Below are 23,721 nucleotides of genomic sequence, written 5' to 3' on the forward strand. Positions count from 1 at the left end.
CCGCGGCGGCGCTGGTCGGGGTGACCGCCGACCAGGTCCGGCGCATGCTGGGCGAACCGACGATCCGCCGCCCGGAAGGCGCCGCCGAGGTCTGGCTCTATGAGGCGCCCGCATGCCGGCTCGATGTCATCCTCTATGCCGAAGGCGCACGCCTCGTGGTCGGGCATGCGGCGGCACGCGCCCTGGGCAGCGACGAGGGCGTGACCGAATCCGCCTGCCTGTCGGCCGTGGCCGCCGCGCCGACGATTGCCCCCTGGACCACGCGGGGGCCGCGCGCGTGACCGCAGCACCATTCGCATGAGCGCCTGGCTCGACGCCTTCGTCCCCGCCTTCGCCCTGCTTGCCCTCGGTGCCCTGCTGAAGCGGCGGCTGCTGCGCGACGACACGGTCTGGGCGGGGATGGAGCGGCTGATCTACTGGGTGCTGCTGCCCTCCCTGATCGTCGCGGCACTCGCGCCGCTGGACCTCGCCTCCCTGCCGCTGGGGCGCATCGCGATGGCGATCTGGAGCGCGCTCGGGCTCGGCACGGTGATCTCGGTGCTGCTGGCCCGCGCGCTGTCGCATGCGCACCCGGCCATGACGTCCGTCCTGCAGGGCGGCATCCGCTTCAACAACCTGATGGGCTTCGCCATCGCCGGCGCGCTGTTCGGCCCGGCCGGGACCGGCTTCGGCGCGGTCGCCACCGGCATCATCGTGCCCTTCGTGCAGACCGTGACGACGCTGGCCTTCGCCTTCGACGGCAAGCGCGGGCCGCCGCGCCCGGCGGCGGTGCTGCGTCAGCTCGCGCTGAATCCGCTGCTGCTGGCGGTGGGGATCGGCTTCGCCATCGCGGCCCTCGGCGGTCTGCCACCGGGCCTTGCGCCGACGGTGCAGGCGCTGGGTCGTGCATCGGTCGCGCTCGGGCTGCTGTGCGTCGGCGCGGCGCTGTCGCTCGACAGCTTCACCGACCGGGTGGGCACGCAGGCCGCGACCGGGGTGCTGAAGCTGATGGTGATGCCGGCGGTGACCTGGGGGCTCTGCACGGCCTTCGGCGTGCCGCCACTCGCCATGGCGGTCGCCGTGATCTTCATGGCGCTGCCGACGGCGGCGACCTCCTATGTCATGGCGCGCGCGATGGGCGGCGACGCGCCGCTGATGGCGGCGATCACGACCACCGAGCACATCGCGGCGATCGTGACGCTGCCCTTCTGGGTGTGGCTGGTCGCACCGTGACGGGCGGCGGCGCATAGGCGCGCAGCGGAGAGGGGCTTTGCCCCTCTCCGGACCTCACCCCACCAAAGGTCGAAGGGCCTTTGGAAACCGTTGCCTGGTACTAGGCAGGGCGACGGTCGTGACAACGAAGGGCGCCCAGTACGGCAGCAGCATCAGCTGGTCCGGCATCCCCGTGGCGATGACGAGCACCACCAGCATCGTGAGCGCCACCGGCCAGTGTGGTGCGGGGGCCGGCGCGCCGCCCGGGGGTGCCGCGGCCATGTCCTTCGACATGCGCATGAAGCCAGCCGAAAGAATCTGACGGAAGGAACCGTGGCATCCCGTTTCCGCAGCCGCTTTCCGGCCCACCCGGCAGACTGTTCCGCTTGATTTTCACCATTGGAAATTCAGTCCGTCGAAGATGTGCCGGTTGCAGTTGTTGTAGACCTCGGCCTGTCGCGAAGCTGGAACCAATTCGGCCAAGGGGATGGCCTGAGCAGACGACGACCGGGATCACTCCGATGGGTTACGAGGAGCGCAAATCATGTCCGGCTGCAATCTGGGAAGTGGAGGTGATTGGCAACCGGGGCCCGGCGGCCATACAGGCCGGAGCGGCGGTGGTGGCGGATACCCGTGCCACCTTGTCGTTCAGCGCTTCCTCCGCCGCACACCAACCCCGGTGATAACCGCGCTCCTCCGCCTCGTTCAGCAACTTGGCCAATGCCGCCCGTTCAGCCTCGCCACGGTTGTTGCCTGAGTTGAACCACCATAACGCGCCGCGCCACATGACGCGCGGCAGTGACCATGCGAGAAGCACCATCACCAGCGCGCCGCCGGTTTGCAGGGCCTGCGCGAGGACACCTGGCCAACTAATCCCGTCCAGCATCCCGCGCTCCATCCAAATCAAGCCCAACCCGCCGCGCAACAGCTACGGCCTCCTGGAGCGCGTTCAGCGGACGTCTCGGTCAATTCTGACAAGCCTCTCACGGGCGTCAATTGCTCACGGCGACTGTCAGGCACGATGAGCCTACCCCCTTGGGATGTCCCCGGTCTGAGCTGGTGGAAAGAACCTGACGGAAGGAACCGTGGCATCCTGTCTCCGCAGCCGCTTTGCGGCCCACCCGGCAGACTCTTCCGTCTGATTTTTACCACCAGGACGTCCGCCGCTCGCGTGGAACATTCAGGTGGCGCCGCATCCATAGCGTGGTTGCCGCAGCGATCGCCCACCGCTATCCCGCAGGCGACGCGAAACCGGAGCGCTGCGCATGACGACCCACGCCCTCGACATCCTTGGCATCGGCAACGCGATCGTGGACGTGCTGGCCCGCGCGGAGGACGCCTTCCTCGCCCGCCACGGCATGGCCAAGGGCGGCATGGCGCTGATCGGGCCGGAGGATGCCGAGCGCATCTACGCCGACATGGGCCCGGGCGTGGAAAACAGCGGCGGCTCGGCGGCCAATACCTGCGCCGCGGCAGCCGCGCTCGGTGCCAAGGTCGGCTATCTCGGCAAGGTCGCCGATGACGGGCTCGGCCAGGTGTTCCGCCACGACATCACCGCTGCCGGGGTGCAGTTCCCGACCGCGCCGCTGATCGGTGGCGCACCCACCGCGCGCTGCCTGATCCTGGTGACGCCGGACGGGCAGCGGACGATGAACACCTTCCTCGGCGCCTGCGTCACCTTCGGGGAGAAGGATCTCGATGCGGCGTCGATCGCGGGCGCGCAGGTGACCTACCTCGAAGGCTACCTGTTCGACCCCCCGGCCGCGCAGGCTGCCTTCCGCGCCGCCGCGCGCATCGCGCATGCCGCCGGGCGCCGCGTGGCGATCACCCTGTCCGACCCCTTCTGCGTGGAACGCCACCGCGACGCCTTCCGCGCCTTCGTGCGTGACGAGGCCGACATCCTCTTCGCCAATGAGGCGGAGATCTGCGCGCTGTACCAGACCGACAATTTCGAGGCGGCGGCGACCATCGCCCAGTCCGAGGTCGGACTCGCGGCGTTGACGCGCAGCGAGAAGGGCAGCCTGGTCCTGACCGCGACCACGGCGCATGAGGTCACGGCCGAGCCGACCAGAGTGGTGGACACGACCGGCGCGGGCGATGCCTACGCGGCCGGGTTCCTTGCCGCGCTGACGGCGGGGCGCGAGCTGGCTGAATGCGGGCGCTGGGCGTCGGTCGCGGCGGCCGAGGCGATCTCCCATTTCGGCGCGCGGCCGCAGGCGGATCTCAAGGCGCTGGTCGGCGGCGTCATCGCGCCGGGCTGACGGCGCGGCTGCTACCCACGTCGTAGGGATCACGGCTGGATTTCAGTCAATGTTCCTGATATGTTCGCATCATCAAAGGGACGTCATGCGTCCGTTGGATGCCGGCGCCTGCTGATGGCTTAAAGTTCTAAAAGGCTAAAAACTTAAAGTGGCTGGACGCGATGGTTGTGGGCGCTTGGGGCGTGGCGTCACGCCAGTCCCAGCGCGGCGAACAGCCGCCGGCTGGCCGGCCAAGCCGCCATCACCTCGGTGTGGAAGACCAGCAGCGACAGGATCACGGCGAGCACCAGGGCGATCGAGGCCACCCAGGCACGGACCAATGCCGGCGACGCCGGCTCCGGCTGCTCCGGCCGCAACGCGACGCGTGGTTCCGGACGCGGGGTCGGCGCGGGCGGCGGCGCGGGCGGCGGCGCTGCGGCGACGGGCGGTTCCGGCGTGACCGGGGGCGGTGCGGGCGGTGCGGGCGGGGCGTCCTCGGCCGGCGTCGGTGGCGCAGCGGGGGCGGCGGCGGCGGTCCGCGGCAACGCGAACTCCGCCTCGCAGCGCGAACAGCGCAGGGTCCGGGCGGTCCCGGCAAGCAGCCGGTCCGGCACCTCATAGGCAGCCGCACAGGCGGGGCAGGCGATGCGCATGCGTTCCATATCCCCTGCCGGCGCGCCCGCCGCAAGCAGCGGTTGAGGTGCGGGCCACGCACGGGCACAACATCACCATGGTGCGATTCAGCCGCGTGGCCCTCGCCTATCCCGATCAGCGCGGACGGCCGGGTGCCGAGGTGCTGCGCGACCTCTCCTTCACGCTCGGGGAAGGTTCCTTCACCTGGATCCTCGGGCCGTCGGGCGCGGGCAAGACCTCCGTGCTGCGGCTGATGCAGGCGGCGTTGCGGCCAAGCCAGGGCGAGGTCGAGTTGCTCGGCATCCCGCTGTCGCGCGCACGGCGGCGCGACCTGCCGCCGCTGCGCCGGCGAATCGGCACGGTGCACCAGGAATTCCGCCTGCTGTCGCATCTGTCGGCCTGGGACAATGTGGCGCTGCCGCTGCGCCTCGCCGCCGTCGCGGAATCGACCATCCGCGCCGATGTCGCCGACCTGCTCGACTGGATCGGCCTGACCGGAAAGGAGGAACGGCGGCCGGAGGAACTCTCGGGCGGCGAGCAGCAGCGCCTGGTGATCGCCCGCGCCGTCGTCACCCGCCCCGCCTTGCTGGTGGCGGATGAGCCGACCTCGGAGCTCGACGCCCGGCAGGCGCGGCGGACGCTCGCCTTGCTGTCGGAGATGAACCGCCAGGGCACGACGGTGGTGGTCGCGACCCATTCGGAGGACCTGCCGGGCCGGCATCCGGCGCGGATGCTGACGCTGGAAGGCGGGCGGCTGGTGGCCGATGGCTGAAGCGAAGCGCCGGCTGGCGCGCGACCCGCTCGGCCTGCGCCGGGCGATGGCCGACCGGCTGCTGATCGGGTTGGTCGCGGCGATGGCGCTGCTGGCTGCCCTTGCCCTGGCCGGGCGGTCCGGCGCCGACCGGCTGGCGGAACGCTGGCGGGAGGGCGCGCAGGCCGCCGTCACCGTGCAGGTGCCGCAGCCGACGCCGGAGAGGATGCAGCGCGCCATCGCCGCGCTGCGCGCCCTGCCGGAGGTTGCCGACGCGGAGGCGGTGGACCCTGCCCGCATGGCGGAATTGCTGCGCCCCTGGCTGGGCGGGGCCGAGGGCCTGCCGCTGCCGGGCGTGATCGAGCTCCGCCTCGCCGACCTGTCGGCCGATGCGGCGCTGATCGGTGATCGCGTGGCCGCCGAGGTGCCCGGCGCGGTGACCGAGGCGCATGGCGTCTGGGTGGCGCATCTGTCTGCGCTGTCGCGCGCCGTGCAGGGGCTGGCGCTGGCGGTGCTCGCGCTGGTCGCGGCGGTGGCGGCCGCGGTGGTGGGTGTCGCGGTGCGCGCCGGATTGTCGGCGCGGCGCGATGCGGTGCTGGTGCTGCACGGGCTGGGTGCGACCGATGCCGATGTGGCGGCACGCTTCGCGCGGCGCGCGGCCTGGCTCGCCGGCGTCGGCGCGGTGAGCGGGACGGCGCTGGCGCTGCCGGCGCTGGCGGGGCTGGTGGCGCTGGCCGGGCCGTTGGCAGGGGAGGCGACCTCCTGGCAGGGTCTGCCCTGGCTGGACCTGGCGTTGCTGCCAGTGATGGCGGCGGCGGTGGCCTGGGTCTCGACGCAGGCCACGGTGCGCCGATGGCTGCGGCGCCTGCCGTGACGCGCCGGGCTGGCCTGTGAGCGAGGACGAAGGCACCGCGCCCGGTTCTCGGCGGCGCCGATGGGTGCCGGCGGCGCTCGCCGTGCTGCTGCCGCCGGCGGCGTTCCTCGCCGGCTTCGTGGTCTTCCTGCTGCACGCCCTCGACGCGCCCGACCCGCCGGTGCGCGAGACGGATGGCATCGTCGTGCTGACCGGCGGTAGCGAGCGCGTCGCCACCGGGCTGCGCCTGCTGGTGGAAAGGCGGGCGCCGCGGCTGCTGATCTCCGGCGCGCATCCTGAAGCGGGTCTGGCCGATATCGCCCAGGCGGCGGGCATCGACCCCGCTCCGGTCATTGGGCAGGTCGTGATCGGACGCGCTGCGGCGACGACGCGCGGCAATGCGGTGGAGACCGCCGCCTGGGCGCGCACCGATACGGTGCGGTCGCTGCGCGTGGTGACGGCGAGCTACCACATGCCGCGCGCCCTGCTGGAACTGGGCCGGGCCTTGCCCGGTGTCGAACTGGTGCCGCATGCCGTCGTGCCGGTGACGCTGCGCACACCGGGTGCGTTGCGGCGACCAGCGGTCTGGGGGCTTCTGCTCGGGGAGTACGGGCGCTACCTGCTCGCACGCGCCGGGCTGTCGGCGCTGGCCAGCCCGAGGCGTGAGACGCGCGACCCATGACCATCCTGCGATCCCTGTTGTTCAACGCGTTCTTCCTGGGCGGTACGGCGGCGGTCGTCCTGCTCGGCGTGCCGCTGCTGGCCTTCCCGCCGCGCGTGCTGACCGGCTTCATCCGCTTCTGGGCGTGCATGATGATCGGCGCGCTGCGGGTGATCTGCGGCATCCGGCTGGAGGTCATGGGGATGGAGAACCTGCCGCCCGGCGGTTCGATCATCGCCGCGAAGCATCAATCGGCGTTCGACACGATGGTCTGGCTCAAGCTGGTGCCGAACAGCGTCTACGTCCTCAAGAAGGAACTGCTGGACATCCCGTTCTGGGGCCGGCTCGCGCGGCATTGCGGCCACCTGTCGGTGGACCGGCAGGCCGGCGCCGCGGCCCTGCGCACGCTGGTGCGGGAAACCAAGGCGAGGCTCGCGGAAGGCCGGCCGGTGGTGATCTTCCCGGAAGGCACGCGCACCGCGCCGGGCGAACGGCGCGCCTACCAGCCCGGCGTCGCGGCCATGGCGGCGGCCAGCGGCGCGCCCGTGGTGCCCGTCGCGACCGATAGCGGCCGGCATTGGGGCCGGCGTGCCTTCCGCAAGTCGCCGGGCATCATCCATGTCTCCGTGCTGCCGCCATTGCCAGCCGGACTGCAACGCGCCGCGCTGATGGCCGCGCTGGAGGAAGCGATCGAGACCGAGACGGATCGGTTGCTCGATCCCCAGGGGCATTGTGGATAAGTCTGGGGAGAGAGACCTTTCCGGACTTCATTCGGGGGGTCAGAGCAGCATATCAACCAATTGAAAAATCTATGTTTACTTGAGTCACCCAGCTTCTGTGGATGAAACGGTGCCGGGGGCGGTGATTGCCGGGGGTTCGGTGGATTGTCAGCGGACGGCCAAAGGCGTGCCGATTTGCGGCGGCGGAGAGCGCGGGCATGACGAAATGGCGCCGCGACGCGGCGCCAGGAAGCGTCTCACTCTCCTGCGTTCAGCCTGTCGGCAGCAGCCCGGCGATTCGATCCAGCCCGGCGTCGCGCACACCCATCTGCCGCAGATGCGACAGCGTGTTCATCAGGTAGTCGCGGTTCGCGCCCATCTGGCCGTGGCCCGCGGCGATCGCCGCGGCCGCGCGTTCCGGCGGCAGCCGCCCGCAATAGAGCCGGCAATCGCGGTTCGCGACATAGGCGACCGCGCGCACCATGCGGCCGGATTCCAGCAGCCGCAGCGGCAGCATGCGGCGGTGATAGACCTGCTCCGCCCCGTCCGGCAGTTCCCGGTCGTCGAGATAGGCGAGCACCTCCGCCGCATCGCGCGCCGCCACGCCATAGGCAAGGCCGCGACACGCCCCGCCGCGATCGAGCCCAAGCACCAGCCCCGGTCGTTCCGGTGTGCCGCGATAGCGATGCGACCACAGGCAGAAACGACGATGGAACCCGCGCAGCAGGGCCGGGTGCGCGGCGGCGTGGACGAAGCCCGGCCGCCAGATCAGCGAGCCATAAGCGAAGACATAGAGATGCCCATCGGCATCGAGGCAGTCGCGCGTCGCGTCGTCGTGGCGCATGCAGGATCCGTCGGCACCGCGCCGGGGTCGCATCACGATGGGTGCGTCGATCACGCCGCTCCCGTCGCGCCAGCTCTCGGCAACGTCACTAGGCCATTGTTTTTGCGGGCATCTTCACCCGATCAGGTGATTCCACCGGATCGGGATCTGCTCTATACCGCCCGCAATGACACGCGCCAAGACGCCGGGACGGCCTGGTCGCCGCCGCGCCCTGCGTGGGGTCGGGCTGACATTGCTCGGCGTCCTTCTGATCGCTGGCGCGGTGCACGGTCTGGCGTGGCTGTGGCTGACCGGCGTGATGACGGTCGCCTTCTCCGACTGGGTGACGCAGCAGCGCGCCAAGGGATGGGAGGTCGATCACGACCTGCCGGTGCGGGGCGGCTGGCCCTTCGCCGCACGCCTCAGCGTGCCCGAAATCCACATCGCCGGCTGGTCGCCCACCCTGCCCCAGGGCTTCGTGTGGGAGGCCGGGCGGCTCGACCTGACGATCGCGCCGCCGCGCATCGACCAGCTGGTGATCACGGCGGAAGGGCCGCAGCGGATCGCCTCCGGCGTGCTGTCCATCCCCTACACCGCGTCACGGCTGCGGGCGGTCCTGCCGCTCGACCAGGGCCCGGCGGCGCGGCCCGCGAAGCTGGTGGTGGAAGGGTTGCGCGCGGAGACGCCGGACGGCCCGCTGACCGCCGGTCGCGTCGATGTCCGCGCGGCACCGATCCACGGGGATGGCGAGCGGAGCCTCGGCCTGCGGATCGAGGCCCGGCAGCTCGGCCTGCCACCGATGCCGCAACTTGCCGCCTTCGGCCGGAACGTGGAGAGCGCCGCGCTGGACGCCGTGCTGACCGGCCCGCCGCCGCCGCCCCTGCCGATGACGCCGCGCGAAAGGGCGGAGGCCTGGCGCGCCGGCGGCGGGGCGCTGGACCTGCAGGCGGCAACGCTGCGCTGGGGGCCGCTGGTCGGTGAGATGAGCATGGTGCTGCGGCTCGACGCCGCGTTGCAGCCGGTGGGCAATGGGCGGGTCGCGCTGGAACGGCCGGCCGAGGTGATCGCGTCGCTGGCCGCGGCCGGCGCCGTCGATCCGCGCGCGGCGATGACGGCGCAGGCAGTGCTCGGCATGGTCGCGCGCCCGCCGGCCGGCGGTGGCGCGCCACGCGTCGAGGTGCCGGTCGGCATCGCCGATGGCGTCGTGTCCCTGGCGCGGATTCCGTTGCTGCGGCTGCAGCCCGTCATCTGGCCGGCGGACGCACCGCGCCTGCCGTGAAGCGGCGCCGCGCCGAAGACCCAGCCCATCCGCGCTCAGACACACAACTTTCACGATGGACAAGCGCTGCGCTGCGGTTTTCCGGCGCAGCGCGAGAGCGGCGTGAAAACGGCGTCAATCACCGCATCCGGAGCGTTAGGACCCTGTCGGCTACCGCCATTGCAGCGTTAAAGGACTCTTGCGCCCACCTCACAATCGCGATGGTGCCCAGTGGGCGGGGCGTCGAGAGATGATCATGGATGCCGTGATTCCCGGGACTGAACACGACGACGAGCGCACCGACAAGAGTGCCATCCTGATGATGCTCGCCTATGTCGAGGCCGAGTGCCGCAGGCTTGGCGTGACGGAGGCGGCGCAGCACGCGGCGCAGGCGGCGACGATCCTGTCACCGTCCGGGCCGGCGCCTGCGCCTCGCCGCTCATCGGCCTCCGTCGTCCTGCCGCTCGCCCCGCTGCACTGACAGCCGGGGCGAGGATGCGCCAGCCGTGCCGCGCGCCGCGGTAGCCGAGGCGGATCAGGCCGCGCGGCTGAGCTGGAACAGGGCCTGTTCGCCGAACAGGTTCGCCATTCTCACCGAACGCCGCCACGGCGCCTTGAGCCCCCGCTCATCCACGGCGAGCCATTTCTCCACCCGATAGCCGTCCATCGCGCAGAGCGCCATGAAGTCCAGGATGGTGCATGGGTGGATGTTGGGCGTCTCGTACCAGGGACGGTTCCAGGTGTCGGTGTCGGGCATGCGCCCGCGTGTCAGCAGCCGCCAGCGCAGCTGCCAATGGCCGAAATTCGGGAAGGACACGATGGCGTTGCGCCCGATGCGGAGCATCTGGCGCAGCACTTCCCGCGGCTTTTCCACGGCCTGGAGCGTGCGCGACAGCACGACGAAGTCGAAGCCGCCATCGGGATAGAAGGCGAGGTCGTTGTCGGCATCGCCATGGATGACCGCGAGGCCGGAGGAGACCGCCTTGGTGACCTCGGCCATGTCGATCTCGATGCCGCGGGCGTCCGCCTGCTTTTCCCGCGTCAGGTGCTCGATCAGCGCGCCATCGCCGCAGCCGATGTCGAGCACCTTGGCGCCATGGGGGATCATCTCCGCGATCAGGCGGAGGTCGAGGCGCATGTTCTTGGCGACGTAGCGGATGTCGGCGGGGGCTTCGGGCATGGTCCTGGACGCGCGACGAGGGTTCTGCGGGGCATAGGCCGGCGGTATCCCCCCGGCAAGCCTCGCATGAGCGGAGAATAGTGGCAGTTTCGCTGCGGCGGGATAATGATGCGCCCATGGCGGATGCTGTACCAGGCGTTGCCAGCCCTACCTTGCCGCTGGCGCCAGTGGCCTATGCCGCAGGCCTCGGTGGCGCCTGCGTGTTCGCCTGGATCGCGGCGGCCGCACTGATCGGCGCGCCGCCAGCCTATCGCGGGCCGCAGGATTATCTCGGACCGCTGCGCTGGACCGTGACGTGGCTGTGGCTGGCGCCGCTGCCCTACGCCTTCGCGTGGTTCGTCCTGTTCAGCCGGCATCCGAGCCGGGCCTTCCTCGCACTGGTCGTGCTCGGCGTGCTGACCGGAGTGATCGTGCCGGTGGCAGGGTTGGCGCTGTTCGCGCTGGGGCCGCTGGTGGTCATGGGCAGCGTGCCGGTGGCGATGCTGTTCGGCCTGGCGATGGTCTCGCTTCAGGAGGACATTCCGCCAGGGTTGGAGAGCGAATGGCGCAGCGCGCATGTGCAGGGCTGCTTCCTTGCGCTCGGGCCGTATTCCTTCGCCATGGCGACGTTCTACGCGATGACCCTGTCGCCGGGCGGCGCGCCGGGGCGGACGGCGCAGATGGTGGCGCCGCTGGCCATGCTGGCGGTCGGGTGGTGCTTCCATGCCGTCTGGTGCTGGCGGCTGTTGCCGGTGGAGCAGCGCGCAGTGGCGCCTTGGTGGCGGATAGTGATTCTCGTGCTGTGCCTGGGCGGCGTTGCGGCCGGAACGCTGGCCTGGGTGTGAGGGGGGCGCTTTCCCGGCGGGTGCTGGTTTGCACACGGATGGCGCGAAGGCGGCGGACGCGGGGTAGGCAAGCGCGCCGAAATGCAGTTCCGTCCCGGCGGGAAAGGCTGCCACTCTTCCCGGCAATGACAGAGCCAGAAGCCGGGGTACGGTGAGACCGCGTCAGAGCCGCTGGGCGTCCTTGGCAATTGGCGCCGCTGCAATCCTGCACGCTTGCGCGTGGGAGGTGACTGCGGGCTCTGCCGGCGCAGAGGATTCTAGCAGGTCCCGGCAGGTGAGCGAATGCAATTTCCGCATCGAGTTCGCAATCGGAAGCGCCGCGCTCGATGCCTCGGCGCGGCGCGCCATCCAGACCATAGCCGCAAGGGCCAGCGATTCCGGAAAGGCCGTGATCCATGGCGGGATCGCGCCCGGCGAGGACGCGATGCTCATCACCGCGCGATACGATGCCATTCGGGGAGCGCTGCTTCGCGTCGGTTTGCCGCAGGCCGTCGTCACGCAGATTGTGATGCATCATGTGGTGCCGTCGGCCCCGCCGAGCGCCAGTGTCCACGTTTGCGCGGCATGGGATAGCCCTCGCCGCGAGTGGCGAGCCGCACCCGGCGATCCGCAGCATCCTGCCGAATACCGTGTCGGCAATACGACCATGCGTATCCCTTTGGCCTTGCTCGGACCCTATGTGTGGAACGACGTGCCGCTGGAACCGCCGATCAACCCGCCCACGCTTTTCCTATCACGCGATGGCGGTACGGAGGCGGACATCCCAACGATCCGACGACGCAACGAGGGCCCGGACCGAGACGCTGCATGCCGGAACCTCATCCGCGCAACACTGCGATCCTGGCTATGGACACCGGAGCTTGACCCGCCGTCCTACCGTCTGCCGGCGAGCGGTAGCAGGGAGCCTTCCCCGCGCGCCCGGTTCAGTTTCACGGTGTCCCGATCACACAGCCGACCGGGGCCTGCGAACTATGTCGCGCGCTTTATCTGGCGGGATGGCGGTCGAACCGTGGCCGAGGGCGAATGCACGCGCTTCGACATTATCGCCCGCACGGATGCATCCGCCTTCATCAGTGATCGTCAGGCACACTGCGTATTCCGCATGTTGCGCTTGACGCCAACGGCCGGCGCGGGGCTGCTGTTCTGGATCGACAACCTTGAGGAGGTCCCGGCGATCGTCGAGCGCACGCTCGTGGCGATACGCCGATATGTCGCGCCGTCGCCTCCGCCCTAGACCCCCGCCTTCTCCGCCGCTCCGCGCAAGAACCCCCCCAGCGCCGCATGGAACTCCGGTTCCTCCAGCAGGAACGCGTCGTGCCCCTTGTCGCTCGCGATCTCGACGAAGGACACGCTCGCCCCCGCCGCGTTCAGCGCGCGCACCGTCGCCCGGCTCTCGCTGGTCGGGAACAACCAGTCGCTGCTGAAACTCGCCAGGAAGAACCGCGTCGCCGTGCCCTTGAACGCCGCCGACAGGTCGCCGTCATGCTCCGAGGCAAGGTCGAAGAAATCCATCGCCCGCGTGATGGTCAGGTAGGAATTCGCGTCGAAGCGCTGCACGAAGGTCGAACCCTGGTAGCGCAGGTAGGATTCCACCTCGAACACGTCCTCGAGGAAGGTCACCGCTGAGGCGCCGCGCAGGCGCCGCCCGAATTTCCGCGTCAGCGCCTGTTCCGACAGATAGGTGATGTGCGCGACCATCCGCGCGACCGCCAGGCCGCGCGCGGGAATCCGCCCTTCATCCCAGTAGCGCCCGCCCATCCAGTCCGGGTCGCCGTGGATCGCCTGGCGGCCGACCTCGTGGAAGGCGATGTTCTGCGCGCTGTGATGCGCTGCGCAGGCGATCGGTGCGGCGGCCAACACTGCGTCCGGATAGGTCGCCGCCCATTCCAGCACCTGCATCCCGCCCATCGACCCGCCGATCACCGCCAGCCAGCGGGCGATGCCGAGATGGTCCATCAACCGCTTCTGCGCGCGGACCATGTCGCGGATCGTCACCTGCGGGAAATCGGTGCCCCAGGGACGGCCGAGGCCGCGCCCCTCGGCGTCCGTCATCTCGCTCCGCGGGCCGGTCGATCCCATGCAGCCGCCCAGCACATTCACGCAGACCAGGAAGTAGCGGTCGGTATCGAGCGGCTTGCCCGGCCCGACGATGCTCTCCCACCAGCCAGCCTTGCCGGTCACGGGGTGCGGCTCGGCGAGGTACTGGTCCCCGGTCAGCGCGTGGCAGACCAGGACGGCATTCGTCTTCGCCGCGTTCAGCCGGCCATAGGTCCGGTAGGCGACGGTCAGCGGCAGGATCACGGCGCCGCAATCCAGCGGCATGCCATCGGCGAAGACGGCGTGCTGGTGGTCCACCTCGGGGAAGGGGGCGATCGCCTGGGACATGGGGCCGGCAGCATTAGGCCGCACAGCGTGCCGCCGCAACGGCGGGTTGGCCGGAACCCCCTCACATCGCGGATTCCGGGATCCCGATGGGGCGGTCCGGGGCGGCCGCAACCCTCCTGCGCGACGCCGACCGCTTGGCGCGCGATCCGCCGCCGTCTATTGGAACGGCACCCATGCCAGACAGCCCAGCCGCACCCCCGGCAGACGCCGAGATCGTTGCCCTCCGCGCCGAGATCGATGCGATCGACGATGCCATGCATGACCTGCTGATGCGGCGTTCAGCCGTGGTCGGGCGCCTGGCCGGCAGCCGCGCCAAGGGCGTGGGCTCCCCGCTGCGCCCGGGGCGGGAGGCATCGGTGCTGCGCCGGCTGCTGGCTCGCCACGACGGCCCGCTCGGCCGCGACCGCGTCGTGCGGATCTGGCGCGAGATCTTCATGGCGAGCACTGCCATCCAGGGCGCCTTCTCGGTCGCCGCCTTCGCCCCCGATGAGGAAGCGGCCCTGGCGCGCGAGCATTTCGGCCCGATCACCCCGATGCGCGTGCATCCCACCCCCGCCCGGGCGCTGGCCGCGGTCAGCGAGGGCGAGGCCTCGGTCGCCGTGCTGCCGCTGCCGGCGGAAGGCGAGGATGGCGAGACCGCCTGGTGGGCGCATCTCGACGTGCCGCGGCTCCAGGTGGTCGCACGGCTGCCCTTCCTGCACGCCCATGACGGCGCCGGCGCGCTGGTGGTGGGTCCGGTGCCGCCCGACGCCTCGGGGCAGGACCGCACCCTGGTGCTGATCGAGGCCGAAGCCCATGCCGCCCGCAGCCGCGTGCTGGACGTGCTGGCGGCGGCCGGGCTTTCCGTGTCCTCCCTGCTGCTGGCACGCGCGGGGGAGGAGACGCTCGCGCTGGCCGAGGTCGAGGGTTTCCTCGGCGCCGATGATGCCCGCCTGGCCGCGCTGCCCTGGGCGCGGCACACCATTCTCGGCGCCTATGCCGCGCCGGTTGCCGGAGACGCAGCATGACCGTGATGCCTCGCCCCTCGATCCTGTCGGTCGAACCCTATGTCGGCGGTGAATCCAAGATCCCGGGCGTGAACCGGATCGTGAAGCTGTCCTCCAACGAGGGCCCCTTCGGCCCGCCGCCCGGCGCGATCGAGGCGATCCGCGCCATGGCCGGCGAGGCGCACCGCTATCCCGACGGCAATGGCACGGCGATCCGCGAGGCGATCGGCGCGCGCTTCGGGCTGGACCCCGCGCGCATCGTGGTGGGCAACGGGTCGGACGAGCTGCTGGCGCTGATCATCCTCGCCTATGGCGGGGAGGGCACCGAGCTGGTGATGAGCGCCCATGGCTTCATGATGTACGACATCACCGGCCGCTGGGCCGGCTGCCGCATCATCAAGGTGCCGGAGAAGAACCTGACCACGGATGTGGACGGGATGCTCGCCGCGGTCGGGCCGCGCACGCGGCTGGTGTTCCTCGCCAACCCGAACAACCCGACCGGGTCGATCCTGCCGCAATCCGAGGTGGACCGGCTGCGCGCCGGGCTGCGCGACGACATCCTGCTGGTGCTCGACAGCGCCTATGCCGAATACGTCACGCGGCCGGATTACGACGCGGGGGCGAAGCTGGTGGATGCGTCCGGCACGACCGTGATGACGCGCACCTTCTCCAAGATCTTCGGCATGGGGGGGATGCGGCTCGGCTGGTGCTACGCGCCCGCGCCGGTGATCGACGTGCTGGGGCGCGTGCGCGGGCCGTTCAACGTGAATGCCGCCGCGATGGCCGCCGGCGTCGCCGCGCTGGCCGAGAAGGGCTGGGTCGAGCGGTCGGTCGCGCACAACACCGAATGGCGCGGCAAGGTTGCCGCCGCGCTGACCGCCGCCGGCATCACGGTGTGGCCGAGCGAGGGTAATTTCCTCCTCGCCGATTTCGGCATACCGGCGAAGGCCAAGGCGGCGGATGAAGCATTGAAGGCACGCGGGCTGATCGTGCGCGCCATGGGCGGCTATGGCCTGCCGTCCTGCCTGCGCATCACCATCGGCACCGCCGAGGAATGCACGATGGTGATCGAGGCACTGACCGCCTTCATGGCGAGCCATGGCTGAGCCCGTCTTCAACCGCCTCTGCCTGATCGGCATCGGGCTGATCGGGTCGTCCATCGCGCGGGTGGCGCAGAAGCGCGGCGACCTCGCGTGCACGGTGGTCGCGACGGCGCGGCGACCGGAGACGCTGGCCCGGGTGCGCGAACTCGGCATCGTCGATGTGGTCGAGGCCGATCCCGCCAAGGCGGTCGAAGGCTGCGACGGGGTGATCCTCTGCGTGCCGGTCGGCGCCTATGCCGGGGTGATGGAGGTGATCGCGCCGCATCTGGCACCGGGCTGCGTGCTGTCCGATGTCGGTTCCACAAAGGGCAGCGTGGTGCGCGACCTGACGCCGCTGGTGCCTTCGTCCGTGGAGTTGGTGCCCGCACACCCCATGGCGGGCACCGAGCATTCCGGCCCGGATGCCGGCTTCGCGGAACTGTTCGAGGGCCGCTACTGCATCGTCACGCCATTGCCGGGGAATGATCCCGTGGCGGTGGAGAAAGTGCGGGAGTTCTGGCGCCGCTGCGGGTCGATGATCGAGACGCTGGACCCGGCAACGCATGACCGCGTCGTGGCGATCGTGTCCCACCTGCCGCACCTGATCGCCTTCACCATCTGCGGCACCGCGGATGACCTGGCGGAGGAGACGAAGGAGGCCGTGCTGAAATTCGCCGCCTCCGGCTTCCGCGACTTCACGCGCATCGCGGCGAGCGACGTCGACATGTGGCGGGACGTGTTCCTCAACAACCGCGAGGCGCTGCTGGAAATGCTGGCGCGCTTTTCCGAGGACGCGCACGCGCTGGGGCGCGCCGTGCGCTACGGGCAGGCGGAGTTCATCGAGGACCGCATCCGGCGCGGGCGGAAGATCCGTCGCGAGCTGATCGAGCGGAAGCAGGCGTAGGTCGCTGCGCGCTTCCGGGCAGGAAGAAACACCGATGTATCTCGATGAAGCCCGGACTCTCGTCGAGAGCGTCCCGCACTGGCACCATCGCTTCGAGATCTTCCCCGGCCTCGTCACGCCGGGCAGCTATGATCCGCGCTTCCTGATCGACAAGCTGCGGCTGCCCGCCTCGCTGCATGGGATGCGCGTGCTCGACATCGGCACGTCGGATGGGTTCTTCTCGCTGGAGCTGCGGCGCCGCGGCGCGGAGGTCGTCGCGATCGACTACCGGGCCAAGGCCGATCACGGCTTTGCCGCGATGGAGGCGATCACCGGCGTCGAGATGCGCTACATCCAGATGAACGTCTACGACATTCCGGCGCGCAACCTCGGCACCTTCGACATCGTGCTGTTCATGGGCGTGCTCTATCACCTGCCGGACATGCTCCGCGCGCTGCATGCCGTGCGGTCGGTCTGCCATGGCAGGCTGTTCCTCGAGACGCATTCGGAGAACGCCTTCTGCCCGGACATCCCCGCCGCGCGGTACTACCAGGGCGCGAGCCTCGCCGGCGACATCACGAATTTCTGGTCGCCGAACCGCCTGTGCGTCCTCGACATGCTGCGCGATGCCGGGTTCGTCCCAGAGCGAGATGAGGCATGGGGGGACCGGCTGCTGGTCGAAGCAGGCGCCGGTGAGGATCGCAGGAAGCTGCGCATCGCCTACGGCAGCACCCAATCCTGACCCTTCGCGTTCAGCCCGCCTCGGCCTTCAGCACCTCGCCGGCGAGGTAGAGGCTGCCGCAGATGAGGATGCGTCCCGGCGGATCCTCCCTGGCAATGCGCCCCAGCGCCTCAGCCACCGTCGGCCCTGGCCGCGCCACGCCGCCGCTGGTCGCGACGATCTCCTCGACGCTCATCGCCAGATGCTGCCCCGGTTCCGCCACGGCGGTCAGCGTCGTCGCGAAGGGGATCAGCGGGCGCAGGAACTCCCCGCTCGCCTTGCCCTTCTTCATGCCCACCACCAGGTGCAGCGGCCGGTCGGCCCAGGACGGCAGATGCGCCGCCAGCGCCACCCCCGCCCCGGCATTGTGCCCGCCATCCAGCCACAGCTCGAACCCGGCCGGCAGGCTCCGCGCCAGCGCGCCCTGCAGGCGCTGCAGCCGCGCGGGCCATTCCGCGGTCGCCACGCCCCGCGCGATCGCCGCATCCGTCAGCCATTCCGGGTTCCACGCCCGCAGCGCGGTGATGGCGATGCCTGCATTCTCCGCCTGGTGCGGCCCGGGCAGCGCGGTCGGCGGCAGGTCGATCGACCCGCGCGCATCGGCATAGACCAACCCGCCCTGCACCGGATCGCAGCGCCAGTCCCGCCCGCGTTCCAGTAGCGGTGCGCCGCGCTCGGCCGCGATGCGTTCGATCACGGCGCGGGCCTCCGGCGCCTGGATCCCGGTCGCGCAGGGCACGCCCGGCTTGATGATGCCGGCCTTCTCCGTGGCGATGCCCGCCAGCGTGTCGCCGAGGAAATCCATGTGGTCCATCGACACGGAGGTGATGGCCGTGGCCGCCGGCCGCGCGACCACATTGGTCGCGTCGTACAGCCCGCCCAGGCCCACCTCGAGCACCAGCACATCGGCGGGCACGCGGCTGAACAGCAGCAAGGCGGCGGCCGTGGTGATCTCGAAGACGGTGATGGGCAGGCCCGCATTGGCCGCCTCCACCTCCTCCAGCGCCGCGCTCAGCACCTCGTCCGTCACTAGCGTGCCGGCCAGGCGCACCCGCTCATGGAAATGCATCAGATGCGGGGAGGTATAGACATGCGCGCGCTGCCCTGCCGCTTCCGCGATGGCGCGCAACATGGCGCAGGTCGATCCCTTGCCGTTGGTGCCGGCCACATGCACCACTGGCGGCAAGCTGCGCTCGGGATGACCCAGCGCCGCCAGGGCGCGCTCCAGCCGCCCGAGGCTGAGGTCGATCAGCTTGGGATGCAGCGCATGCAGGCGCTCGACGATCGCCTCGGCGCGGGACATCGGCTCAGGCCTGGGCGGGGGTCGCGGGTTCCTCGGGTGGCGGCAGGGCGGGCGGCGGTTCCGCCGCCGGGGCCTCGACCAGCGGCACGCGCAGCAGGCCGATGACGCGGGCGAGCGTCGCGCGCATCTCGCCCCGCTTCACCACCAGGTCCAGGATGCCGTGCTCCAGCAGGTATTCCGCGCGCTGGAAGCCCTCGGGCAGTTTCTCGCGCACCGTCTGCTCGATCACGCGGGCGCCGGCGAAGCCGATCATGGCACCCGGCTCGGCGATGTGGATGTCGCCCAGCATGGCGAAGGATGCCGTCACGCCGCCGGTGGTCGGGTCGCACATCACGACGATGAAGGGCAGGCCGGCTTCCTTGACGAGGCGCGTGGCGATCACGGTGCGCGGCATCTGCATCAGCGACACCGCGCCTTCCTGCATGCGCGCGCCGCCCGATGCGGTGAAGACGATCAGTGGGCTGTCCTGCAGCACGGCCAGTTTCGCGGCCGTGACGATCGCCTCCCCGACGCCCGCACCCATCGACCCGCCCATGAAGGCGAATTCCATCGTGGCGACGACGGCACGCTGGCCTTCGATGGTGCCATGCGCCACGGCGACCGCGTCATCCATCGCGGACTTCACCTGCGCTTCCTTCAGCCGGTCGGAATACCGCCGCTGGTCGCGGAAGCGCAGCGGGTCGGCCGGGGCCTTGGGCAACTCGATGCGGGAAAAGCCGGCGTCGAGCGTGCATTCCAGCCGCCGCACCGCGGAAATCCGCATGTGATGGCCACAATGCGGACAGACATTCAGCGCGGCGTCGAGGTCGCGGCGGAAGATCATCTGCTCGCAGGCAGGGCATTTGTGCCAGAGATTCTCCGGCACATCCCGCTTGAAGAGGCCCGAGATCTTCGGCAGGGCCCAGTCGGAAATCCAGTTCATCGCTCGTCTCAGCCCTCAGGCGCCGGCGGCCGGCGCGCCCGTTTCGCGCCGCCTTATATGGGGTGGCGGGCGCCAGGGCTACCGTGGCGGCGGCCCGGGAACCCGCGCCATCGGCCCCGCTGGGCGCCGGCCGGCGCGGGCCTGGCCGCCCCCATGGATCGGCCCGACAGTTAGCGGTGGCGTTTTGCCCCGATCCGCGCCATATGGGCGCCCGGCGATGACCGGCCGGATGCCGGCGCGCCAACCGCCGCGACCGCGGCGGGCCGACAGAGAAAGCCGCGGGACCCCTCGATCGGACCGGCGCGGCGTTTCCGGCCACATGGGCGGCCTTCCCGTCGCGTAACCCGCGATGGGCCCACCCCATGCCGCCCGAGACGCCGACCAAGCCGGACGTCCGGGATCCCAGAACCAGACCTGTCACGCCCTCCGCGTCGCATTCCGGGGCCCCTGACCGGGCCCCATCCACCGCGCCGCCGCCCGCGAAGGTCGGGCGGGCGCGGTTCGTGCGGCGCAGGACGGCGCCGCACCCGAGAGGACGACCGATGTTCGACAACTACTTCCGCAAGGAAATCAACTGGGGCGGCAAGACCCTGGTGCTGGAAACCGGCAAGATCGCCCGCCAGGCCGATGGTGCCGTCGTGGCGCGCCTGGGCGACACCATCGTGCTCTGCACGGCGGTCGGCGCCCGGTCGGTGAAGCCGGGCCAGGATTTCTTTCCGCTGACGGTGAACTACCAGGAAAAGACCTATGCCGCCGGCAAGATCCCGGGCGGCTTCTTCAAGCGCGAAGGCCGTCCGTCCGAATTCGAGACGCTGACCTCGCGCCTGATCGACCGGCCGATCCGCCCGCTGTTCCCCGATGGGTTCCGCAACGAGGTCCAGGTCGTCGCCACCGTGCTGTCGCATGACCTCGAGAACGAGGCGGACATCGTCGCGATGGTCGGCTGCTCCGCCGCGCTGACGCTGTCGGGCATTCCCTTCTTCGGCCCGATCGCCGGCGCGCGCGTCGGCTACATCGGCGGCCAGTACGTGCTGAACCCGACCGCCGAGCAGCGGAAGGAAAGCGCGCTCGACCTGGTTCTCGCCGGTACCGCCGAAGGCGTGCTGATGGTGGAATCCGAGGCTTCCGAGCTGACCGAGGACGTCATGCTCGGCGCCGTCGAGTTCGGCCACAAGTCGTTCGCGCCGGTGCTCCAGGCGATCATCGAGCTGGCCGAGGTTGCGGCGAAGGAGCCCTGGGCGGTGCCCGAGGAATCCGACGCCACCAAGGCGCTGAAGGCCCGCATCGCCGAGCTCGGCCGCGCCGACATGGCCGTTGCCTACACCGAGACGCAGAAGCTGCTCCGCCAGGAGAAGGTCGGCGCGGTGAAGAAGGCCGTGGCCGCGGCGCTGGAAGCCGAAGGCGCCGACGTGGCCTCCGCCAAGGGCCTGCTGAAGGAGCTGGAGGCGGACGTCGTCCGCAACAACATCCTCGACACCGGCAAGCGCATCGACGGCCGCGACACCCGCACCGTCCGCCCGATCATGGCGGAAGTGGGCGTACTGCCGCGCGCGCATGGCTCGGCGCTGTTCACCCGTGGCGAGACGCAGTCGCTCTGCGTCGCGACGCTGGGCACCGGCCAGGATGAGCAGATCATCGACGCCCTCGCGGGCGAGTACCGCGAGGACTTCATGCTGCATTACAACTTCCCCCCGTACTCGGTGAACGAGACTGGCCGCATGGGCTCCCCGGGCCGGCGTGAAGTGGGTCATGGCAAGCTCGCCTGGCGCGCGATCCACCCGCTGCTGCCGGAGAAGGAGAAGTTCCCGTACACCATCCGCGTGGTCTCCGAGATCACGGAGTCCAACGGCTCCTCCTCGATGGCCACCGTCTGCGGCACGTCGCTGTCGCTGATGGATGCGGGCGTGCCGCTGAAGCGCCCCTGCGCCGGCATCGCCATGGGCCTCATTAAGGAAGACCGCGGCTTCGCCGTGCTGTCCGACATCCTCGGCGACGAGGATCACCTCGGCGACATGGACTTCAAGGTGGCCGGGACGGAGCAGGGCATCACCTCGCTCCAGATGGACATCAAGATCACGTCCATCACCTTCGAGATCATGAAGATCGCGCTGGAGCAGGCGAAGGATGGCCGCCTGCACATCCTCGGCGAGATGGCGAAGGGCCTGACCGGCCATCGCGGCGACGTGGCGGCGACCGCCCCGCGCATCACCGTGATCAACGTGCCGAAGGACAAGATCCGCGACGTGATCGGTTCCGGCGGCAAGGTGATCCGCGAGATCACCGAGCAGACCGGCACCAAGATCGACATCGAGGATGACGGCACGATCAAGGTCGCCGCGACCTCCACCGAGGCCGCGCAGAAGGCGATCGACTGGATCCGCGGCATCGTGGCGGAGCCCGAGGTCGGCGTGATCTACAACGGCAAGGTCGTGAAGACCGCCGAATTCGGCGCCTTCGTGAACTTCCTCGGCGCCAAGGACGGGCTCGTCCACATCTCCGAACTGGCGCAGGACCGCGTGAACAAGACCACCGACATCGTCAAGGAAGGCGACCAGGTGAAGGTCAAGGTCCTGGGCTTCGACGACCGCGGCAAGGTGAAGCTGTCCATGCGCGTGGTCGACCAGGCCACCGGTGCGGACATCACCGAGCAGGTCGGCGCCCGCCGTCCGCGCGCGGAAGGCGAGGAGCGCGGCGAGCGTCGCGACCGTGGTGACCGCGGCGACCGCCGCGACCGGCGCGACCGTCCGGAGCGCGGCGGCGAAGCCGCCGAGTAACAGCCCCAAACAGCCCGGCCGGGGTCCCTGCACAGGGGCCCCGGCCGATGCCATATTCCCGTCATGACGTTCCCGGGAGCGCCCGTCACTTGAAGGCCATCAACGCAATCCGCATGGGCGGGGTCGAAGTCCTGCCCCTGGTCGAAGGCGGCAAGGGGGTGTCCGTGTCCAACGGCGCGTCCTGCGGGGCCTGGTCGGCCTCCGGCGGGGTCGGGACCTTTTCGGCGGTGAATGCCGATTCCTACGATGCCGACGGCCGGCCGATCCCGCAGGTCTATCACGGCAAGACGCGCCGCGACCGGCATGAGGAACTCGTCCGCTACGCCATCGACGGCGCCATCACCCAGGCGAAGAAGGCCTGGGACATGGCCGGCGGCAAGGGCCGCATCCACGCCAATATCCTGTGGGAGATGGGCGGCGCCGAACGTGTCGCGCGCGGCATGCTGGAAGGGGCCAAGGGCTTGATCCACGGCATCACCTGCGGCGCGGGCATGCCCTATCGCCTCGCCGACATCGCGCGCGACTACGGCGTGCACTATTACCCGATCGTTTCGTCGGGCCGCGCCTTCAGCGCGCTGTGGAAGCGCGCCTACCACAAGACCCGCGAATGGCTGGGCGGCGTGGTGTATGAGGATCCCTGGCTCGCCGGCGGCCACAACGGCCTGTCGAACAGCGAGAACCCGAAGGTCCCCGAGGATCCCTATCCCCGCGTGCTGAAGCTGCGCCAGCAGATGCGCGAATTCGGCCTGGACGACACGCCCATCATCATGGCCGGCGGCGTCTGGTGGCTCGAGGAATGGGAGCACTGGATCGACAATCCGGAGCTCGGCCCGATCGCCTTCCAGTTCGGCACCCGGCCCCTGCTGACGCAGGAAAGCCCGATCTCGGACGCCTGGAAGAAGAAGCTGGTCACGCTGAAGAAGGGCGATGTGCTGCTGCAACCCTTCTCGCCGACGGGCTTCTATTCCTCCGCCGTGCGCAACGAGTTCCTGCAGGAACTGGAAGACCGCAACGAGCGGCAGGTCGCCTTCACCTCCGAGCCGATCGGCGAGCATCTGGCCGAATACGGCGTGGGTCCGCGCAAGCGCATCGTCTATGTCACGCCCCACGACCTCGCCCGCATCAACCATTGGGAAGCCGAAGGCTTCACCGAGGCGATGCGCACCCCGGACAACACGCTGATCTTCGTGACGCCCGAGAAGTCGCGGGAGATCGTGAAGGACCAGGTGGACTGCATGGGCTGCCTGTCCCAGTGCCGCTTCAGCAACTGGTCGCAGCACGAGCCGGAATATTCCAACGGCAAGAAGGCCGACCCGCGCAGCTTCTGCATCCAGAAGACGCTGCAGGATGTCGCGCATGACGGCGCGATGGAACACAACCTGATGTTCGCCGGGCACAACGCCTATCGCTTCGGGCAGGACCCGTTCTACTCGAACGGGTTCGTGCCGAGCGTGAAGCAGCTCGTCGAACGGATCATGACCGGTCGGTGATGACGGCGGGGGAGGTCCGCCTCCCCCGATCCAGGGTGCTTC

At 70.1% G+C, this 23,721-nt stretch carries 24 protein-coding genes and 1 pseudogene; 17 read left to right on the top strand and 8 right to left on the bottom strand.

Features of this window, described 5'->3' with window-relative positions; genetic code table 11:
* A pseudogene (locus tag AC2YHJ_RS19230) lies at window positions 1-281 on the top strand (hypothetical protein); the annotation flags it as partial.
* Window positions 282-297: 16 nt separating this feature from the next.
* Window positions 298-1,212, top strand: a complete 915-nt coding sequence (locus AC2YHJ_RS19235; RefSeq protein WP_487397712.1) for an AEC family transporter — start codon at window positions 298-300, stop codon at window positions 1,210-1,212.
* Window positions 1,213-1,266: 54 nt separating this feature from the next.
* Here the strand turns inward: AC2YHJ_RS19235 and AC2YHJ_RS19240 are convergent, their stop codons facing one another.
* Both AC2YHJ_RS19240 and AC2YHJ_RS19245 read right to left on the bottom strand, forming a co-directional pair.
* The gene (locus AC2YHJ_RS19240; RefSeq protein ID WP_487397713.1) at window positions 1,267-1,485 is read right to left on the bottom strand and encodes a hypothetical protein; all 219 of its coding nucleotides are present in this window, start codon (window positions 1,483-1,485) and stop codon (window positions 1,267-1,269) included.
* Window positions 1,486-1,717: 232 nt separating this feature from the next.
* Entirely contained in the window at window positions 1,718-2,077 is a 360-nt protein-coding gene (locus AC2YHJ_RS19245; protein ID WP_487397714.1) for a hypothetical protein, read from the bottom strand.
* Between the two features lie 379 nt (window positions 2,078-2,456).
* Here AC2YHJ_RS19245 and AC2YHJ_RS19250 point away from each other — a divergent pair, with 379 nt between their 5' ends.
* Complete coding sequence (locus tag AC2YHJ_RS19250) at window positions 2,457-3,452, top strand: adenosine kinase (RefSeq protein WP_487397715.1); 996 nt, start codon at window positions 2,457-2,459, stop codon at window positions 3,450-3,452.
* 188 nt (window positions 3,453-3,640) lie between these two features.
* Here the strand turns inward: AC2YHJ_RS19250 and AC2YHJ_RS19255 are convergent, their stop codons facing one another.
* The gene (locus AC2YHJ_RS19255; RefSeq protein WP_487397716.1) at window positions 3,641-4,084 is read right to left on the bottom strand and encodes a zinc-ribbon domain-containing protein; all 444 of its coding nucleotides are present in this window, start codon (window positions 4,082-4,084) and stop codon (window positions 3,641-3,643) included.
* 47 nt (window positions 4,085-4,131) lie between these two features.
* On the opposite strand from AC2YHJ_RS19255, the gene AC2YHJ_RS19260 reads away from it, so the two are divergent.
* The 4 genes from AC2YHJ_RS19260 to AC2YHJ_RS19275 are packed head-to-tail and all read left to right on the top strand — an operon-like array spanning window position 4,132 to window position 7,069.
* Entirely contained in the window at window positions 4,132-4,836 is a 705-nt protein-coding gene (locus AC2YHJ_RS19260; RefSeq protein WP_487397717.1) for a cell division ATP-binding protein FtsE, read from the top strand.
* The gene (locus AC2YHJ_RS19265) at window positions 4,829-5,689 is read left to right on the top strand and encodes a cell division protein FtsX (RefSeq protein ID WP_487397718.1); all 861 of its coding nucleotides are present in this window, start codon (window positions 4,829-4,831) and stop codon (window positions 5,687-5,689) included. The genes AC2YHJ_RS19260 and AC2YHJ_RS19265 overlap by 8 nt, the downstream gene beginning before the upstream one ends.
* 16 nt (window positions 5,690-5,705) lie before the next feature.
* Window positions 5,706-6,350 (top strand): YdcF family protein, encoded by a 645-nt coding sequence (locus tag AC2YHJ_RS19270; RefSeq protein ID WP_487397719.1) that lies wholly within the window; start codon window positions 5,706-5,708, stop codon window positions 6,348-6,350.
* Window positions 6,347-7,069 (top strand): lysophospholipid acyltransferase family protein, encoded by a 723-nt coding sequence (locus AC2YHJ_RS19275; protein ID WP_487397720.1) that lies wholly within the window; start codon window positions 6,347-6,349, stop codon window positions 7,067-7,069. Before AC2YHJ_RS19270 ends, AC2YHJ_RS19275 begins: the two co-directional genes overlap by 4 nt.
* Window positions 7,070-7,319: 250 nt before the next feature.
* On the opposite strand, the gene AC2YHJ_RS19280 is transcribed toward AC2YHJ_RS19275, so the two are convergent.
* Complete coding sequence (locus AC2YHJ_RS19280) at window positions 7,320-7,892, bottom strand: gamma-glutamylcyclotransferase (RefSeq protein ID WP_487397721.1); 573 nt, start codon at window positions 7,890-7,892, stop codon at window positions 7,320-7,322.
* A gap of 166 nt (window positions 7,893-8,058) precedes the next feature.
* Here AC2YHJ_RS19280 and AC2YHJ_RS19285 point away from each other — a divergent pair, with 166 nt between their 5' ends.
* Entirely contained in the window at window positions 8,059-9,150 is a 1,092-nt protein-coding gene (locus tag AC2YHJ_RS19285; protein ID WP_487397722.1) for a DUF2125 domain-containing protein, read from the top strand.
* Between the two features lie 229 nt (window positions 9,151-9,379).
* Complete coding sequence (locus AC2YHJ_RS19290) at window positions 9,380-9,610, top strand: hypothetical protein (protein ID WP_487397723.1); 231 nt, start codon at window positions 9,380-9,382, stop codon at window positions 9,608-9,610.
* A 54-nt stretch (window positions 9,611-9,664) separates the two neighbouring features.
* Here the strand turns inward: AC2YHJ_RS19290 and metW are convergent, their stop codons facing one another.
* Window positions 9,665-10,267: a methionine biosynthesis protein MetW gene (gene metW / locus AC2YHJ_RS19295; protein WP_487397835.1), complete on the bottom strand. Its 603-nt coding sequence runs from the start codon at window positions 10,265-10,267 to the stop codon at window positions 9,665-9,667.
* 158 nt (window positions 10,268-10,425) lie between these two features.
* Here metW and AC2YHJ_RS19300 point away from each other — a divergent pair, with 158 nt between their 5' ends.
* Window positions 10,426-11,133, top strand: a complete 708-nt coding sequence (locus AC2YHJ_RS19300; protein ID WP_487397724.1) for a hypothetical protein — start codon at window positions 10,426-10,428, stop codon at window positions 11,131-11,133.
* A 274-nt stretch (window positions 11,134-11,407) separates the two neighbouring features.
* A complete protein-coding gene (locus AC2YHJ_RS19305) occupies window positions 11,408-12,367 on the top strand; it encodes a hypothetical protein (protein WP_487397725.1) in 960 nt (319 codons plus the stop codon).
* Here AC2YHJ_RS19305 and metX read toward each other — a convergent pair.
* The gene (metX, locus tag AC2YHJ_RS19310) at window positions 12,364-13,518 is read right to left on the bottom strand and encodes a homoserine O-acetyltransferase MetX (protein ID WP_487397726.1); all 1,155 of its coding nucleotides are present in this window, start codon (window positions 13,516-13,518) and stop codon (window positions 12,364-12,366) included. The genes AC2YHJ_RS19305 and metX overlap by 4 nt on opposite strands.
* A 173-nt stretch (window positions 13,519-13,691) precedes the next feature.
* On the opposite strand from metX, the gene AC2YHJ_RS19315 reads away from it, so the two are divergent.
* The 4 genes from AC2YHJ_RS19315 to AC2YHJ_RS19330 are packed head-to-tail and all read left to right on the top strand — an operon-like array spanning window position 13,692 to window position 17,211.
* Window positions 13,692-14,525 carry a chorismate mutase gene (locus AC2YHJ_RS19315; RefSeq protein WP_487397727.1) on the top strand — a complete coding sequence of 278 codons (834 nt, stop codon included), beginning with the start codon at window positions 13,692-13,694 and terminating at the stop codon, window positions 14,523-14,525.
* Window positions 14,522-15,610, top strand: a complete 1,089-nt coding sequence (gene hisC / locus AC2YHJ_RS19320; protein ID WP_487397728.1) for a histidinol-phosphate transaminase — start codon at window positions 14,522-14,524, stop codon at window positions 15,608-15,610. Before AC2YHJ_RS19315 ends, hisC begins: the two co-directional genes overlap by 4 nt.
* Window positions 15,603-16,490: a prephenate/arogenate dehydrogenase family protein gene (locus tag AC2YHJ_RS19325; RefSeq protein WP_487397729.1), complete on the top strand. Its 888-nt coding sequence runs from the start codon at window positions 15,603-15,605 to the stop codon at window positions 16,488-16,490. The genes hisC and AC2YHJ_RS19325 overlap by 8 nt, the downstream gene beginning before the upstream one ends.
* A 34-nt stretch (window positions 16,491-16,524) precedes the next feature.
* Window positions 16,525-17,211, top strand: coding sequence for a methyltransferase domain-containing protein (locus AC2YHJ_RS19330; RefSeq protein ID WP_487397730.1), 687 nt, complete (start codon window positions 16,525-16,527; stop codon window positions 17,209-17,211).
* 10 nt (window positions 17,212-17,221) lie between these two features.
* Here the strand turns inward: AC2YHJ_RS19330 and AC2YHJ_RS19335 are convergent, their stop codons facing one another.
* Together AC2YHJ_RS19335 and accD are read right to left on the bottom strand one after the other, a co-directional pair.
* Complete coding sequence (locus AC2YHJ_RS19335; RefSeq protein WP_487397731.1) at window positions 17,222-18,493, bottom strand: bifunctional folylpolyglutamate synthase/dihydrofolate synthase; 1,272 nt, start codon at window positions 18,491-18,493, stop codon at window positions 17,222-17,224.
* A gap of 4 nt (window positions 18,494-18,497) precedes the next feature.
* Window positions 18,498-19,415: an acetyl-CoA carboxylase, carboxyltransferase subunit beta gene (gene accD / locus AC2YHJ_RS19340; protein WP_487397732.1), complete on the bottom strand. Its 918-nt coding sequence runs from the start codon at window positions 19,413-19,415 to the stop codon at window positions 18,498-18,500.
* Window positions 19,416-19,957: 542 nt separating this feature from the next.
* Here accD and pnp point away from each other — a divergent pair.
* Window positions 19,958-22,189: a polyribonucleotide nucleotidyltransferase gene (gene pnp / locus AC2YHJ_RS19345; protein ID WP_487397733.1), complete on the top strand. Its 2,232-nt coding sequence runs from the start codon at window positions 19,958-19,960 to the stop codon at window positions 22,187-22,189.
* Window positions 22,190-22,278: 89 nt separating this feature from the next.
* On the top strand, window positions 22,279-23,679 hold the full coding sequence (locus AC2YHJ_RS19350) for an NAD(P)H-dependent flavin oxidoreductase (RefSeq protein ID WP_487397735.1): 1,401 nt from the start codon (window positions 22,279-22,281) through the stop codon (window positions 23,677-23,679).
* Window positions 23,680-23,721 lie beyond the last annotated feature (42 nt).

The organism is Roseomonas sp. SRI_022 (assembly GCF_057586215.1).